The sequence below is a fragment of the Pseudomonas alvandae genome (assembly GCF_019141525.1).
In the GTDB taxonomy this organism is placed as follows: domain Bacteria; phylum Pseudomonadota; class Gammaproteobacteria; order Pseudomonadales; family Pseudomonadaceae; genus Aquipseudomonas; species Aquipseudomonas alvandae.
In genome coordinates, this window is sequence record NZ_CP077080.1 from 3,454,793 (window position 1) to 3,469,677 (window position 14,885).

General features: G+C 62.8%; 14 protein-coding genes. 10 read left to right on the forward strand and 4 right to left on the reverse strand.

Annotation, left to right across the window (positions count from 1 at the left end):
* The first annotated feature begins 47 nt into the window (after positions 1-47).
* On the forward strand, positions 48-944 hold the full coding sequence (locus KSS97_RS15390; protein WP_030140741.1) for a LysR family transcriptional regulator: 897 nt from the start codon (positions 48-50) through the stop codon (positions 942-944).
* Positions 945-1,009: 65 nt separating this feature from the next.
* Here the strand turns inward: KSS97_RS15390 and KSS97_RS15395 are convergent, their stop codons facing one another.
* Complete coding sequence (locus KSS97_RS15395; RefSeq protein WP_217862003.1) at positions 1,010-1,912, reverse strand: ADP-ribosylglycohydrolase family protein; 903 nt, start codon at positions 1,910-1,912, stop codon at positions 1,010-1,012.
* Between the two features lie 218 nt (positions 1,913-2,130).
* Here KSS97_RS15395 and KSS97_RS15400 point away from each other — a divergent pair, with 218 nt between their 5' ends.
* Positions 2,131-2,565, forward strand: coding sequence for a nuclear transport factor 2 family protein (locus KSS97_RS15400; protein ID WP_217859520.1), 435 nt, complete (start codon positions 2,131-2,133; stop codon positions 2,563-2,565).
* A 207-nt stretch (positions 2,566-2,772) separates the two neighbouring features.
* Here KSS97_RS15400 and KSS97_RS15405 read toward each other — a convergent pair whose 3' ends face one another.
* The gene (locus KSS97_RS15405) at positions 2,773-3,696 is read right to left on the reverse strand and encodes a LysR family transcriptional regulator (RefSeq protein WP_217859521.1); all 924 of its coding nucleotides are present in this window, start codon (positions 3,694-3,696) and stop codon (positions 2,773-2,775) included.
* 126 nt (positions 3,697-3,822) lie between these two features.
* On the opposite strand from KSS97_RS15405, the gene KSS97_RS15410 reads away from it, so the two are divergent.
* Both KSS97_RS15410 and KSS97_RS15415 read left to right on the forward strand, forming a co-directional pair.
* A complete protein-coding gene (locus KSS97_RS15410; protein ID WP_030140737.1) occupies positions 3,823-4,029 on the forward strand; it encodes a tautomerase family protein in 207 nt (68 codons plus the stop codon).
* 309 nt (positions 4,030-4,338) lie between these two features.
* Positions 4,339-5,073, forward strand: a complete 735-nt coding sequence (locus KSS97_RS15415; RefSeq protein ID WP_030140736.1) for an SDR family NAD(P)-dependent oxidoreductase — start codon at positions 4,339-4,341, stop codon at positions 5,071-5,073.
* Positions 5,074-5,126: 53 nt separating this feature from the next.
* Here KSS97_RS15415 and KSS97_RS15420 read toward each other — a convergent pair whose 3' ends face one another.
* Together KSS97_RS15420 and KSS97_RS15425 are read right to left on the reverse strand one after the other, a co-directional pair.
* Positions 5,127-7,268, reverse strand: coding sequence for a TonB-dependent siderophore receptor (locus KSS97_RS15420; protein ID WP_217859522.1), 2,142 nt, complete (start codon positions 7,266-7,268; stop codon positions 5,127-5,129).
* A gap of 78 nt (positions 7,269-7,346) precedes the next feature.
* Positions 7,347-8,759, reverse strand: coding sequence for an aminotransferase-like domain-containing protein (locus KSS97_RS15425; protein ID WP_217859523.1), 1,413 nt, complete (start codon positions 8,757-8,759; stop codon positions 7,347-7,349).
* A gap of 133 nt (positions 8,760-8,892) precedes the next feature.
* On the opposite strand from KSS97_RS15425, the gene KSS97_RS15430 reads away from it, so the two are divergent.
* The 6 genes from KSS97_RS15430 (at position 8,893) to KSS97_RS15455 (ending at position 14,752) form a co-directional block, all read left to right on the forward strand.
* Positions 8,893-10,059, forward strand: a complete 1,167-nt coding sequence (locus KSS97_RS15430) for an MFS transporter (RefSeq protein ID WP_217859524.1) — start codon at positions 8,893-8,895, stop codon at positions 10,057-10,059.
* Positions 10,060-10,279: 220 nt separating this feature from the next.
* Positions 10,280-10,951: a GntR family transcriptional regulator gene (locus KSS97_RS15435; RefSeq protein ID WP_030140732.1), complete on the forward strand. Its 672-nt coding sequence runs from the start codon at positions 10,280-10,282 to the stop codon at positions 10,949-10,951.
* A gap of 108 nt (positions 10,952-11,059) precedes the next feature.
* Positions 11,060-11,992, forward strand: coding sequence for a 4-hydroxyproline epimerase (locus KSS97_RS15440; protein WP_217859525.1), 933 nt, complete (start codon positions 11,060-11,062; stop codon positions 11,990-11,992).
* Positions 11,989-13,104 carry an NAD(P)/FAD-dependent oxidoreductase gene (locus KSS97_RS15445; RefSeq protein ID WP_217859526.1) on the forward strand — a complete coding sequence of 372 codons (1,116 nt, stop codon included), beginning with the start codon at positions 11,989-11,991 and terminating at the stop codon, positions 13,102-13,104. The genes KSS97_RS15440 and KSS97_RS15445 overlap by 4 nt, the downstream gene beginning before the upstream one ends.
* A gap of 158 nt (positions 13,105-13,262) precedes the next feature.
* Positions 13,263-13,499, forward strand: a complete 237-nt coding sequence (locus KSS97_RS15450; RefSeq protein WP_217859527.1) for a 2Fe-2S iron-sulfur cluster-binding protein — start codon at positions 13,263-13,265, stop codon at positions 13,497-13,499.
* Positions 13,496-14,752: an NAD(P)/FAD-dependent oxidoreductase gene (locus KSS97_RS15455; protein ID WP_217859528.1), complete on the forward strand. Its 1,257-nt coding sequence runs from the start codon at positions 13,496-13,498 to the stop codon at positions 14,750-14,752. Before KSS97_RS15450 ends, KSS97_RS15455 begins: the two co-directional genes overlap by 4 nt.
* Positions 14,753-14,885 lie beyond the last annotated feature (133 nt).

The following is a 14,885-nucleotide window of genomic DNA, read 5'->3' on the forward strand; positions in this document are numbered from 1 at the left end:
TCCCGTCTAATCTAACTTGGCACTTGATTGATACCGGAATTGAATCAATGTTTGAATTGGCCCAACTGCGTTGCTTCACCACCGTAGCGACGGAACTCAACTTCCGCCGCGCCGCCGAACGCCTGAACATGACCCAGCCACCCTTGAGCCGGCAGATCCAATTGCTGGAGCATCACCTGGGTGTCGAACTGTTCACCCGCAGCACTCGCAGCGTCGCCCTCACTGCCGCCGGACGGGCGTTTTTCATCGAGGCGCAGAACCTGCTGCAACAAGCGCAGCAGGCCGCCGTCGCCGCCAAGCGTTTCGCCCAGGGCGACATCGGCTCGGTCACCATCAGCTTCGTCGGCAGCGCGGTGTATGAATTCCTGCCCAAGGTCATCGCCGAGGCGCGGCTCAAGCAACCACAGGTAAAGATCGTCCTGTCGGAGATGAACACCTACCAGCAACACGAAGCCCTGCGCGCCCGGCGCATCGACCTGGGCATCGTCCGCTCGCCCCTGCTGGAAACCGGCTACGCCACCGAATGCCTGGTGCGCGAACCGTTTGTCCTGGCGGTGCCTGCCGGTCATCCACTGGCCGACGCCGAGACCGTCAGCGTGCAGGACCTGGATGGGCAGCCGTTCCTGATGTACTCCCATTCCGCCTACCCGCCGTTCAACGAACTGCTCACCGGCATGCTCCGCTCGGCCCGGGTCGCCCCGCAGTTCGTGCAATGGCTCGGCTCCTCGCTGACCATCCTGGCGCTGGTCAATGCCGGCATGGGTCTGGCGCTGGTGCCGCGTTGCGCGACCAGCGTTGTGTTCCGGCAGGTGGTGTTTCGTGAGATCGATTTGGGTGAAGGGGTGCAGAGCGAGTTACACCTGGTGTGGCGGGAGGACAATGACAATCCGGCGTTTACGATGTTGCTGGAGGGGATTCGCGGGGCGGTTCGGGAAGGAATGTGAAAGCGGAGCCAGGTGCTTGCGCTACCGGCTGACTCCGCACCAGTCCCATGGACTCGAAATGAAGCTCAAGCCTTGTGGTGAAGCGCATCGGCCATGGTTTCAATCTCCTGTCGCATCCACAGCTTCTGCAACCAATCGGAGGGAATAGCCTGTATTCCATAAAAAGCCCCGGCCAACTGCCCGACGATGGCTGCGGTGGTATCCGCGTCATCGCCCAGGTTCGCAGCTGCCAGCACTGCCTCAGCGAAACTGTCCGTGTGGTAAAAGCACCACAACGCCGCTTCCAGGGAAGCGACCGAGTAGCCAGTGCCTGACACTTCACTGCGAGCCTTTCCCCGATACGCCCCTTGAGCGAGCGCAATCACCTTGGCCTCGGTCAGATGTTCGGACGACACTCGCAACACATCCGTCTTTGAATCACCGCTCAATGCGTTGCCGATGACGTCCGCCAGCACTTGGCAACACTCCACCGCCTCTGCCGCCCCATGAGTGGTACGCGAACTCAGCGCGGCGAATTCGCGGATACGGTTGCGATCCGGATAAAAGAACAGCACAACCGGTGCCAGGCGCATGAGCGAGCCATTACCAGCCGTTTGAGGATCGGTGTTGCCCGCGAATGGGTCGCGATAGGACTGATAGTGCTCCAGTGCGTCGCGAACGGTCATGCCGATGTCAAAGCACGCGCCCGTCGAACTCAGGTAACCCCAATGCCACCAGTTGAGGTATCGCCCCATCTGGTCAGCCGCATCAAAACCACGCTTTTGCAGCAGACTTTCCGCCAGGCACAACGCCATGGAGGTGTCATCGGTCCATTGGCCAGGCTGGAGATTGAAAGGACCGCCACCGACCATGTCGGTTACCGGTGGAAAGGTATTTCGTGGCTTGAACTCAACAGTCGTGCCAACGGCGTCGCCACATGCCAAGCCCAGCAGGCATCCGCGATAGCGGTCTGAAAGTGTCGGGGCCATTCTGATTCCTTCCGTTTCGATTTTGTCCGCGTCCAAACAGCGCACAGTCGGCGGAATGATAACGGCTGGGCGCGTTCAGGAAACCTGGTCGCAATCTTCTCTATCAAATTTGTGCCCCGCTTCCACTTGGCTATTCCCGCGCATCACTACAAGTTGTACGATGACCGACGAGCCTAGGTGCTCGAACTCCTGATACCTACAAAAACAAGGAAAGACCCATGAAAAAAGCATCATTGCTGATCGGTTTCGTTTGCCTGTTCAGCGGCTACGTAGCCGCCGCGCCCGCATCGGCTGAGAAGGAAGTGGCCGAAGCTGTCGACCACCTGACCCAGGCCATGCTGCACAAGGACATCCCCCAGCTCCAGGCCTTGGCCGCCGAGAACCTGACCTACGGCCACTCCAGCGGCAACATTCAGGACAAGAAAGCCTTCATCAACGACATCGAGACCGGCAAGAGCGCATTCAAGACCCTTGAAATGCAGAACCAGAAAATCACCGTCTCAGGCGACGTAGCCATGGTTCGCAACCACTTCTCCGCCCAGGCGCTCAAGGGCACCGAGGTGGTCCCGACCGAAATCGAGAACTTCCAGATCTGGCAGAAGCAGAAGAATGGCAAGTGGCTGCTGATTGGTCGGCAGGCGTTTCGGTTTTGACCTGAGAATCTCCATGGGCACTCAGCTGACGTGAGGTCGCTGGGATTCATTGTGGCGAGGGGATTTAGCGAAACGTCGCACCGCCCCGCTGGGCTGCGCAGCAGCCCTGGAAATGACAGCTCGATATGCCGGATGAACGCATAGCTGCTGTTAGGGCCGCTTCGCAGCCCAGCGGGGATAAATCCCCTCGCCACAGATTTGAATCAGTCAATCCGCCGCCCACTGCTGTCGGTGCTCCAACAGGAAATCCACAAACGCCCGCACCCGCTGCGGCACGTACCGGCCGTGGGGATATAGCAATGTGAACGGCCGCGAGCGCCCTGCGAACGGCGCGAGCACTTCCACCAGTCGCCCGTCCGCCAATTCCTGTTCGACGATAAATCGGTAGGTCTGGAACAGCCCGGCGCCATTTTTGGCCAGCGTCACCCCGCCCAGCACATCGTCGGAGCAGCAATACCCGCCCTGCCCGAACACTTCCTTCTCCTTGCCCTCGACATTGAACAACCAGGAAATTCGACGACCACTGCTGGGCAGTTCGAACTGGATGCACTCGTGCAGGTCCAGGTCTTCCAGCGTTTGCGGCGTGCCGACCCTGCGCAGGTAGTCCGGGGAAGCGACCACCGCCAGTTTCGCGTCTTCCAGCAAACGGGCGATCATCGAGGAATCCGGCTGGGCCCTCACCCGAATCGCCAGGTCATAGCCCTCGGCAACGAAATCGATATTACGGTTGCTCAGGTGAACGTCCACGCTGACCTGCGGATAAAGCGCGCGAAATGCTGGCAGCAACGGCAGGATCCGGTGATGGCCGTAGGTGGTGGGCACACTGATGCGCAGTTGCCCGGACGGCACCGACTGCGCGCCCATGACTTCCTGCTGCGCTTCGACCAGTTGCGTCAACGCCTGGCGGCATTGCTCGAAAAAGGTCCGGCCGGCATCGGTGAGGCGAATGCTGCGGGTGGTGCGCACGAATAGCCGCGACCCCAGGCGCTCCTCCAGACGAAAGATCGAACGGCTGACCGCTGCCGGAGTGACGCCCGCTATCTGCGCCGCAGCCGTGAAACTGCCCGCCTCGGCCGCCAGGCAGAACAGTTCGATACTGCCTAACTGCAAGTCTTCGAAGTGACGCTTCATGATTCATTACACCGCGTATCAACTGAAGATTCCCGATGCCTGTTTATCAGGCCGTGGCGTATAAATACAGTGGTCCTCGATTGCGCGGAGTCTTTCCTGCGCACATTTCGTCAACTGGAGTGCAACATGCCTTTCGTCAATGTTCGTATCACCCGCGACGGCGTCACCCGCGAGCAGAAAGCCCAGGTCATTTCCGAAATCACCGAAACCCTGCAACGCGTGCTGGGCAAGGACCCGCACCTGACCCATATCGTGATCGAGGAAGTCGACACGGATAACTGGGGGTATGCGGGCATGACGACGACGGAGTACCGAAGTAAACCCAAGGAGTGACACTTCGCCTTGCCGAGCCCGGTCCGAATGACCGGGCTTTTTTCTGCCTGCCAACCTGCGGCCTCTGTGGGAGCGAGCTTGCTCGCGATAGCGGCAGGTCAGCCGGCTCACATATGGCTGATTAAATGCCATCGGGAGCAAGCTCGCTCCCACAAGGAGTTGTGTGGATTCGATGGATTGATTACACCAAGTATCAACTCAAGTACCAGACCCCCCATTTATCAAACCCAGGCGCATCAATAACCTGATCACAACCAACGCCCAGACAGGCGCAGCGGTTCCAACTCAACGTGATCAGGAGTCAACATCATGAGCAATCAGAAAACCGTCATCATCACCGGCGCTTCCAGCGGTATCGGCCTTGGCCTGGTCAAGGCGTTCCTGGCCCGCGGCTACAACGTGGTGGGCAATGCCCGCTCCCAGTCCGGCCTGGACGATGCGGCTGGCCAGCTCGGTCATCCGGCAAGCTTCGTCGGCGTGGCCGGTGACATTGCCGATCCGGCGACGTCGACCGCCCTTGTCGGCAAAGCCATCGAGGCGTTCGGCGCGGTGGATGGGCTGGTCAACAACGCCGGTTTCTTCCTGCCCAAACCCTTCGTCGAATACAGCCCCCAGGACCTGGAATCGCTGCTCGACACCAACCTCAAGGGCCTCGTCTACGCCAGCCAGGCTGCTGCCGCGCACATGATCAGCCGCCAGCAGGGTTTCATCATCAACATCTCTGCCTCGGTGGCCCTGCAACCGAACATCCAGGTGCCGGCAGCGCTGCCCGTGCTGATCAAGGGCGGCGTCAACCAGATGACCCGCGCCCTGGCGCTGGAATTGTCGCCCTTCAACATCAAGGTCAACGCCGTGGCGCCCGGCATCATCGACACGCCGATGCATGACCCGGCCCACCGCGACTTCCTCAACAACCTGGCACCTGCCGGCCGGGTGGGCACCATCGACGAGATCGCCGAAGCCGTGTTGTACCTGGCGGGTGCCGATTTCACCACTGGGGCGATCCTGCCGGTGGACGGCGGCATGAGCACCGGCAAGTGGTAAAAACACAAAACCCCGAAGGCAGGACCTTCGGGGTTTTTCATGCAGCCTTGAATCTACAGCGTGTAGGAGATCCCCGCCTGCACCGTTCGAGGTGCGCCCGGGTAGGCGTAGACGCCACCAAACGCGCCCTCTTCGTAATCGGCGTCGAACAGGTTCTTCAGGTCGAGGTTGAGGCGGATGCGCTCGTTGACCTTGTAGTAGCCGAGCAGGTCGACGACGGTGTAGTCGTCCATGGTGAAGGTCGTCGCCGCCGTGTTGCCGGCCCGCTCATCGACATATTTCGCACCGAGTCCCACGCCTAGCCCTTTCAAACCACCGTCCTGGAATTCATAGACGTTCAACAGGCTGAAGCTGTTCCTCGGCACGTTGAGCAAGCGAGTGCCGGTGGGGATGTTGACGTCCTTGGTCACTTCGGCGTCCACATAGGCGTAGCCACCGATGACGCGCCACTCCGGCGTCAGGTTGCCCGCCACGTTCAAGTCGAAACCACGGCTGCGCACTTCGCCAGCGGCGACGTTGAAGGTCGAGTCCAGCGGATCGGGTGTCAGCACGTTGCGTTTTTCGATCTGGTACACCGCCGCATCGACGCTCAGCTGACGATCCAGGGCTTCCCACTTGACGCCCATTTCGTAGGACTTGCCTTCTTCCGGCTTGAATCCACCCCCCTCGCGGCGGGCGCCGTTATTGGGTTTGAACGAGCGGGCGGTGTTGGCGTAGACGGCCACCGTGTCGGTCAGGTCGTAGATCACGCCCAGGCGCGGGGTGACCGCGTTGTCGGTGACTTCCCAGTTCCGGCTGCCGGGGCGTGCCTGAGGCACAAAACTTTCATACTCATGCTCGAACCGCTCGAAACGCGCACCGGCCAGCACCTTCAAACGCTCGGTCAGCGCCACCTGGTCCTGGACGAATACACCGAAGGTCTTGAGATTTTCCTCGTCATCGGTCGGCGTGCGGGTCAACGCCGGACGCGGCTGGCCATACACCGGATCGAAGATGTCGATCGGATAGGCGCCGGTGCCGGCGGCGGAGCGTCGGATGATCGACTTGTAGTCGTAGTCTTCGTACTCGACCCCGGTCAGCAGGGTGTGCTCGAACCCACCCGTGGAAAAATGCCCGGTGAGGTTGAGCTGGGTATCACGGTCGGTCCATTCCAGCTTGCGGTAGTTGAAGTTGCGGCCCAGGGTGCGCCCGTCGGCGGCGATGCCGTTGCCCTCCACCGCGTTGCCCTGCAAGGTGCCGTCTAGCCACTGGGTGCCACCGGCCAGGGTCCAGTCGTCGTTGAGCATGTGCTCGAAACGCACCTGCAGCATGTTGTTGTCGTTGTGCAGCTTGCCGGCGTCTTTTTCACCGAAGAACGTATCGCTGGACGCGGTGCTGCGCTGGCCGGCGTAATGCGTCAGCCCACGGTCCAGCGGCGCATTGTTGCGCATGAAGTCGCCTTCGAACGTCAGGCGCGTGGTGTCGTTGACCTGCCAACTGACCACGGGAGCGACGCCATAACGCTCGGTCTCGACGTGATCGCGGAACGTATCGCCGCCCTCTCCCACCACGTTCAGGCGATACGCCAGGCGGCCTTCTTCATCCAGCGGACCCGACGTATCCAGGGTGCCGCGACGCATGCCCTGGTCGCTGACCTGGCTGCCCAAGGTCACCGTGCGTTCGGCCAACGGTTGCTTGGACACCACGTTGAACGTGCCGCCCGGATCGCCACGGCCATAAAGCATGGTCGCCGGGCCACGCAGCACTTCCAGGCGCTCGATGGTGTTGGCATCGGGCATGTTCGGGTAACCCCGGTTGATCGGGAAACCGTTGCGGTAGAACTCACCCGTGGTAAAGCCGCGCACGGTAAACGTGGTCAGGCCCTGGCCGCCGAAATTGTTACCCCGGCCGACGCCGCCGGCGTAATCGAGAGCGTCTTGCAGGCGCGTGGCGCTGAGGTCTTCGACGACGTCGCGGGACACGACCGAAATCGACTGCGGGGTTTCATGGATCGCGGTGTCGGTACGCGTGGCGCTGGCCGAACGGGTCGCGTGATAGCCCTTCACGGGGCCCTGTGCAGTTTCGAAGTCCGAGCTGCCGACGATGTCGGTGGCCTGCAACTCCAATGGCGCCCTGGCCGCCGTGCCGGGTTCTTCTGCCCAAGTGGAAATGGAATAAGCCTGGAGCACACACAATGAAACGAGTATCCGACGCATCGACACACAATCCTGACGAAAGAACGCCGGCCCCCGGGACCGGCAAGAAAGTGTCGCGAAAGATACAGCAACTCATTCCTATTTGATATCTATTCCCATTAGCATCGCCGTTCCAACTGTGGATTCTTGGCCGATCTGCCTGAAAAATGCCTGGGCCCGCGCGTCCTGGGTAAACGCGACGTTGAGCCGCAGCCAGTCACACGCCTCCCCCTTCGGCAGGAACGTCGAGCCCTGGGACAGTTGGATTTGCAACTGTTCGGCAATTTGCCGCACCCGTTCGGCCGGCACATGCCGGGGCCGGGCCCAGACGAAGAGTCCTCCACTCGGCTCGGCAAACACCTCCCAGTGAGCCGGATCAAGCAGGCGCAACGTGCTCGCCATCTGCTTGTTCAAGCGCACGCGCAAGCGCTGGAGCAGCTTGCGGTAAGCACCGTTGGCCAGCAGCGTCGCCACGACGTTTTCCGCCAGCAATGAACAGCCGATGCCGGTCACCATCTTGACTTCAGCCAGGCGCTTGATGACTTCGGGCTGCGCGACCACGTAGCCGATGCGCAACGAGCTGGACAAGGTCTTGGAAAAACTCGCCAGGTAGATCACCCGGTCCAAGGCGTCGAGGGATGCCAGGCGCGACGTCGGGCCGTTCTGGAAATCGGCGTAGATGTCATCCTCGATAAGGCGAAAGTCGTGCTGCGTCGCCAGTTGCAACAGGCGATAGGCAACGCTGGGGGCGAGGCTGGTGCCGGTGGGGTTCTGGTACATGCTGTTGATGAAGAAATAGGCCGGCTTGTGTACGCCGAGCAACCGCTCCAGGGCGGCGATATCAGGGCCTTGGGCGGTCCTGGGCACCGCCAGGGTCTTGACCCCGTGCAGCTTCAGCAGGTTGAACAGGTTGTAGTAACCGGGGCTTTCCACCAGCACCAGGTCGCCAGGCTTGAGGAGCGTGCGTACCAACAGGTCCAGGCCGTGGCTCGCGCCCTGGGTGGTGAGGATCTGCAGCGGATCGACGTGAATGTCGATCAGGCCCAGGCGCTTCTGGATGTGCAGGCGCAGGTGAGCCGAACCCAGCGGCGTGCTGTAGTTGAACAGTGCCTGATTGTCGCTGCGCACCACCTGGCGGATCGCCTGGCCCAGGTCCGTGTCGTCGCGCCACGCGTCCGGCAACCAGCCACACCCCAGCTTGAGTTGCGTCGATTCGTTATCGAACAACCGCCAGCCTACCGCGTCGTCGATCTCCGGAGCCGAAGCCACGGGCATCTGCTGGGCCACGAAAAATCCCGAACCGTGCCGGGACTCCAAGACGCCACTGGCGACCAATTGGTCGTAGGCCTTGATTACGCTCGACAGGCTCAAGCCGTTTTCAGTCGCCAGTTGGCGGATCGACAGCATGCGGGCACCCGGGCGGATGCCATGGGTGTTTATCCACTCCGTCAGACTGACAACCAGTTGCCCGACCAACGAACCCGTGGCGTTGCGATCGATGTTCAGGTCCATGGCGCGGGCTCTCGGCTAAGTGTTTTCGAATTTTCGGCGAACAGTTAAACATAAAAGCCCCGCGTCTGTTCCTTGTTTGCTCTCGGCCCCACCGGGATAGTCCATCCAGACACACACCCTCAAGGATCCCCTCTTGGACACACAGCAACGACACTCATGGGGATTGGCGTTCGGTCTTTGCCTGATCACCCTTGCCGTCAATCTCCAGGCGCCGCTGTATACCACCTATGCGCAGCTTTCCGGTTACGGCGCGGGCGCCACCGCAGTGGCATTTTCCGGTTATGTATTGGGCGTGTTGCCCGTGCTGCTGGCGTTCGGCGGACTGGCCGACCGGGTGGGCCGCAAACCCTTGATCGTGACGGCGCTCTGCCTGTCGATGCTGGCGACGGTGATCACGGTGATCTGGCCGAACCTGATCGCACTGGGCGTGGCGCGCCTGATGATGGGCATCGGCACCGGCTTGGCTTCGGCGACGTCCACCGCCTACATGATGGAACTGATGCCGACATGCGATGCCAGGTCACCGGCCAACCGGGTCACGGCCAGCACCTCCCTGGGTTTCGGCCTGGGCGCGGCGTTGACCAGCCTCTTCCTGTTCCTCCACCACAGCGTCACGCCGGGCAGTTTCTGGTTGCAGTTGGCGTTGGCGGCCCTGGCGATCATCGTGGTTGCGCGATTGCCGGACCCCGCCCCCAGAATCAAGCACGCAGCGATGTTGCGCCTGCCGTTGTTCCCGGCCGGCAGCCTGCCCTACAGTTTTTCCATGCTGCTGGCCTGGGCAACTTCCGGGCTGGTGATCGCCATCCTGCCATCGGTGCTTGCCGCCCATGACTTGCAACGCTGGTCCGGCCTGTCGACCTTTACCGTCATCAGTTGTGGGCTGATCTTCCAGCCTTGGGTGAAACGCATGCAACCGGCCAGGGCCACGGGATTGGGGCTGTTGGTCTTGCCGTTGAGCTACGCGCTGCTTGCCTGGGGCGCGAGCCAGGGTTCGCTGGCCGCCGTGTTGCTCGGTGCGCTGGGCGCCAGCAGTGCGTGCTACGGCTTTTTGTACCTGGGTGGACTGTCGGCGATCACCGCCATGGCCGGTGCGCAAAAAGCCCGGGTCAGCGCGGGATTCTTCCTGTTTGCCTATGTCGGGTTCAGTATCCCGGTCGTGGTGACAGGATGGCTGGCCGACCGTTTCGGCGCTGACGTGGCGCTGGCGGTGTTTGGCCTGGCACTGCTGGCAGGCGCAACGATTACCGGGCTGCGCATCGTCCGGACAGAGGCCTTCGTCGCCCAACCTTCCCCCAGCTGACAAAGTACTTTGTGGCGAGGGGATTTATCCCCGCTGGGGCTGCGAAGCGGCCCCCAACCAGACACCTCCATATGCCAATAAGGTTGAGGTCGTTGCTTTTGGGGCTGCTGCGCAGCCCCAGCGGGGATAAATCCCCTCGCCACAACGGCAGACGTTACTCGACATCGCGATAGCCGGGTCGTATACCATATCCCCCACCTAAGCCGAACGACCCGCCACCGTGACTTTATCCAAGTTCAACCTGCCCGACCTGGGCAACACCCCGTCCACTTCGGAAATCATCACCCGTCACCTGCGCGACGCCATCGTGGCCGGGCATTTCGCCGAGGACGAGCCGATTCGCCAGGATGACATCGCCCGCCAGTTCAACGTCAGCAAGATCCCCGTGCGCGAAGCGCTCAAGCGCCTTGAAGCCGAGGGCCTGGTGATGTTCCAGCGCAATCGCGGGGCGATGGTCACGCGGATTTCCGAGGCGGAACTGGCGCAGATGTTCGAGGTGCGGATGCTGCTGGAGGACAAGGTATTGCGCTTGGCGATTCCCAACATGACCGAAGCCACCTTCGCCCGCGCCGAAAGCATCTGCCAGGAGTTCATCGGCGAGGACGACGTCGGTCGCTGGGCCGAGCTGAACTGGCAGTTGCACGCCTGTCTCTATGAGCCCGCGCAACGGCCGTTCATGGTGAGCCTGATCCGCTCGGTCCACGACAAACTCGAGCGTTACCTGCGTATGCAGATGAGCCTGTCCGCCGGCAAGGAGCGCGCCGATCACGAGCATCGGGAAATCCTCGACGCCTGCCGCGCCAGGGATGTGGAGCGTGCGGTGAAGTTGCTGGACGAACACATCGCCGGCGTCTGCAAGACCCTGTTCGAGTATTTGCCGTCGAGCCGGTGATTTCTTGGGACTGTGCTGATTTCGTCATCACCGACGGATAAATCCATCAAGCCGCCGGCCCCGGCGCGCGCCACGCTTGTGTCCACTCATCTGAATGGACGTGGCGCCATGAAACGCATCACCGTGATCGACTCCCACACCGGCGGCGAACCGACCCGACTGGTGACCGATGGCTTTCCCGACCTGGGCCAGGGCAGCATGGCCGAGCGCAGGCAGCGCCTGGCCGAGCAGCACGACGCCTGGCGCACCGCGTGCGTGTTGGAACCCCGCGGCAGCGATGTGCTGGTGGGCGCGTTGCTGTGCGAACCGGTGGATCCGGCCGCCTGTGCCGGCGTGATTTTCTTCAACAACAGCGGCTACCTGGGCATGTGCGGCCACGGCACCATCGGCCTGGTCGCCTCGTTGGCCCATCTGGGCCGGATCGGCCCCGGCGTGCACAGCATCGAGACGCCGGTGGGCACGGTGCAAGCGACATTGCATGAGGATCGCTCGGTCAGCGTGCGCAACGTGCCTTCCTATCGCTATCGCAAGGCCCTGCGCCTCGAAGTGCCGGGCATTGGGCCTGTGTCCGGCGATGTGGCGTGGGGCGGCAATTGGTTCTTCCTGATCGCCGATCATGGCCAGCGTGTGGCGGGCGACAACCTCGACGCACTCACCGCCTACACCTTCGCCGTGCAACAGGCCTTGGAACAACAGGGTTTTCGCGGCGAGGATGGCGGGCTGATCGATCATATCGAGCTGTTCGCCGACGATCCCCAGGCCGACAGCCGCAATTTCGTGCTCTGCCCTGGCAAGGCCTACGACCGTTCTCCCTGCGGCACCGGCACCAGCGCCAAACTGGCGTGCCTGGCGGCCGACGGTAAACTGCAACCCGGACAGATCTGGCGCCAGGCCAGTGTCATCGGCAGCGAATTCGAAGGGTCGTACGAGCGTTCGGGCGAGCGCATCGTGCCGACCATTCGCGGCCGGGCCTACATCAGCGCTGAAAGCACATTGATTATCGAGCCGGACGATCCCTTCGCCTGGGGCATCCGTCCGTGAGCGAAGGCCATGTCGCAGACGTGATCGTCATTGGCGCCGGTATCATCGGCGCGGCCTGCGCCCGCAGCCTGGCTCAGCGCGGTTTGCAGGTGTTGGTGCTGGACGCTGGCTGGCACGGTGCAACGGCGGCCGGCATGGGCCACCTGCTGGTGCTTGATGACAACCCGGCGGAGCTGGCCCTGAGTCAATATTCCCTGCGACGCTGGCGAGAATTGGCGCCTGCGCTGCCCGATGCCTGTGCCTGGCGCAACAACGGCACTTTATGGCTGGCGGCCAATGCCGAGGAAATGGCCGTCGCCCACAGCAAATACCTGAACCTGATGGCCCATGGCGAGGCCTGTGAACTGATTGGCCGCGCCACCTTGCAGCAGCGCGAACCGGAACTGCGGGCGGGCCTGGAAGGGGGGCTGCTGATCAAGGGCGACGGCATTCTCTACGCCCCCGCCGCCGCCCGCTGGATGCTTGATCACGTCAATATCAGCCAGCAACGCGCCGAGGCCAGCGAAGTGGACGGCCACCGCGTGCGCCTCGCCGACGGGCGTTGGCTCAGCGCCGAAGCCGTCGTGCTTGCCAACGGCATCCAGGCCACCGAGCTGTGCCCGGAGCTGCCGATCGAACCCAAGAAGGGCCATCTGTTGATCACCGATCGCTACCCCGCCACCGTCACGCACACCCTGGTTGAGCTGGGTTATGTCACCAGTGCCCACAACGCCAGCGGCCCGTCGGTGGCGTGCAACATCCAACCGCGCCCGACCGGACAACTGTTCATCGGCGCTTCGCGGCAGTTCGGCAGCGTCGATCCCGAGGTGGAAGGCTGGATGCTGGCGAAGATGCTCAAACGCGCCGTTGACTACATGCCGGGCCTCGCGCACCTCAATGGCATCCGCGCCTGGACCGGTTTCCGCGCGGCGAGCCCCGACGGCTTGCCGCTGGTAGGGCAACACCCGCAGCGCAAAGGCCTGTGGCTTGCGGTGGGCCATGAAGGGCTCGGCGTCACGACCGCACCGGCCACCGCTGACCTGCTGGTTGCCCAGCTCTTCAACGAAACCGCGCCGCTGGCCGCGCAACCTTACCTGCCGCAGCGCTTCTTGGGAGAACCGGCCCATGCCTGAAGCCCTGCATATATCCCCTGTGGCGAGGGAGCTTGCTCCCGCTGGTCTGCGCAGCAGACCCAAAACAGGGCCGCTTCGCGCCCCAGCGGGAGCAAGCTCCCTCGCCACGGGATCGGTGCATCTTCTCGAGATCCGCTTGACCAAGGAGTATCGGACCCATGCCTGAGTTATTCCTGGATGGCCGCCCGCTCTCGGTGGCCAACGGCACCACCGTTGCAGCCGCGTTAGCGTTGGGCGCCGACGGCTGCAGCCGAACCTCGGTGATCGGCCAGCGGCGCGCGCCTTTGTGCGGCATGGGTATCTGCCAGGAATGTCGGGTACTGATCGACGGCCGCCGGCGCCTGGCCTGCCAGACCTTGTGCCGCGACGGCATGCACGTGGACACCCGACCATGACCGAATTTGCCGACATCCTTATCATCGGCGCTGGGCCCGCCGGCATGGCTGCGGCCCTGGCCGCAGCCAGCAGCGGCGCACGCATCGTGCTGCTGGACGACAATCCGAACCCTGGCGGACAGATCTGGCGCGATGGACCCCAGGCCCACTTGCCGGCCGAAGCGCGACACATGCGAGAGCGCTTGCGGGCCTGCGCCAACGTGCACTGCCACGCAGAGACCCGGGTCATTGCGATCGCCGGCGACAAGACCTTACTGGTGGAAAATGCCGAGCAGGGTTGGCTGATCGCTTATGACCGCCTGATCCTGTGCACCGGCGCCCGGGAGTTGCTGCTGCCCTTCCCCGGCTGGACGCTGCCCGGTGTTACTGGTGCCGGTGGCCTGCAGGCGCTGATCAAGGGCGGCCTGCCGGTGAGCAACGAGCGACTGGTGATTGCCGGCAGCGGCCCACTGTTGTTGGCGAGCGCAGCCACGGCAAGGCGTCACGGGGCCCAAGTGCTGCGGATCGCCGAGCAGGCCAGCCGCGGCGCAGTTGCCGGATTCGCTGCGCAACTGCCCCGCTGGCCGGGCAAGTTATGGCAGTCATTCGGCCTGCTCGATGCTCGCTACCGCACCGGCAGCCATGTGCTGGAAGCCCTGGGACGGGACAAGCTCGAAGGCGTGCGTCTGCTGCAACAAGGCACGACGGTGGAGTTGGCCTGCGACCGTTTGGCCTGTGGCTTCGGGCTGATTCCCAATACCCGGCTGGGCCAGGCGCTGGGGTGCGCGCTCGACGGACAGGCGCTTGCGGTTGATGAACGCCAGGCCACCACGCGGGACGACCATTACGCCGCTGGCGAATGCACCGGTTTTGGCGGCAGCGAACTGGCCTTGGTTGAAGGCGCCATAGCTGGTCATGCCGCCGTGGGGAATACCGCTGCAGCCGAGCGCCTTTGGCCTGGCCGTGCGCGATGGCAGGGTTTTGCCCGGGCATTGAACAAGGCCTTCGCCCTGGACGGCCGTTTGAAAAGCATGGCGCGGAGCGATACGTTGGTCTGTCGCTGTGAGGATGTTCCTTACGGCGCCTTGGCCGGCCACGGAAACTGGCGCGAAGCCAAACTGGCCAGCCGCTGCGGCATGGGCGCCTGCCAGGGTCGGGTGTGCGGCGCCGCCCTGGAATACCTGCTCGGCTGGACACCACCCATACCCCGCCCGCCCTTCGGCCCGGCGCGAATCGAAACCTTGCTGAACCTGGAAGAAACCCCGCCCACCTGAACCCACAGACTCTTCTGTGGGAGCGGGCTTGCTCGCGAATGCGTCGGCACATCCAGCATCGATGCAAGCTGATCCACCGCCATCGCGAGCAAGCTCGCTCCCACAGGGATTTGAGGCGGACTTTTGAACTTTG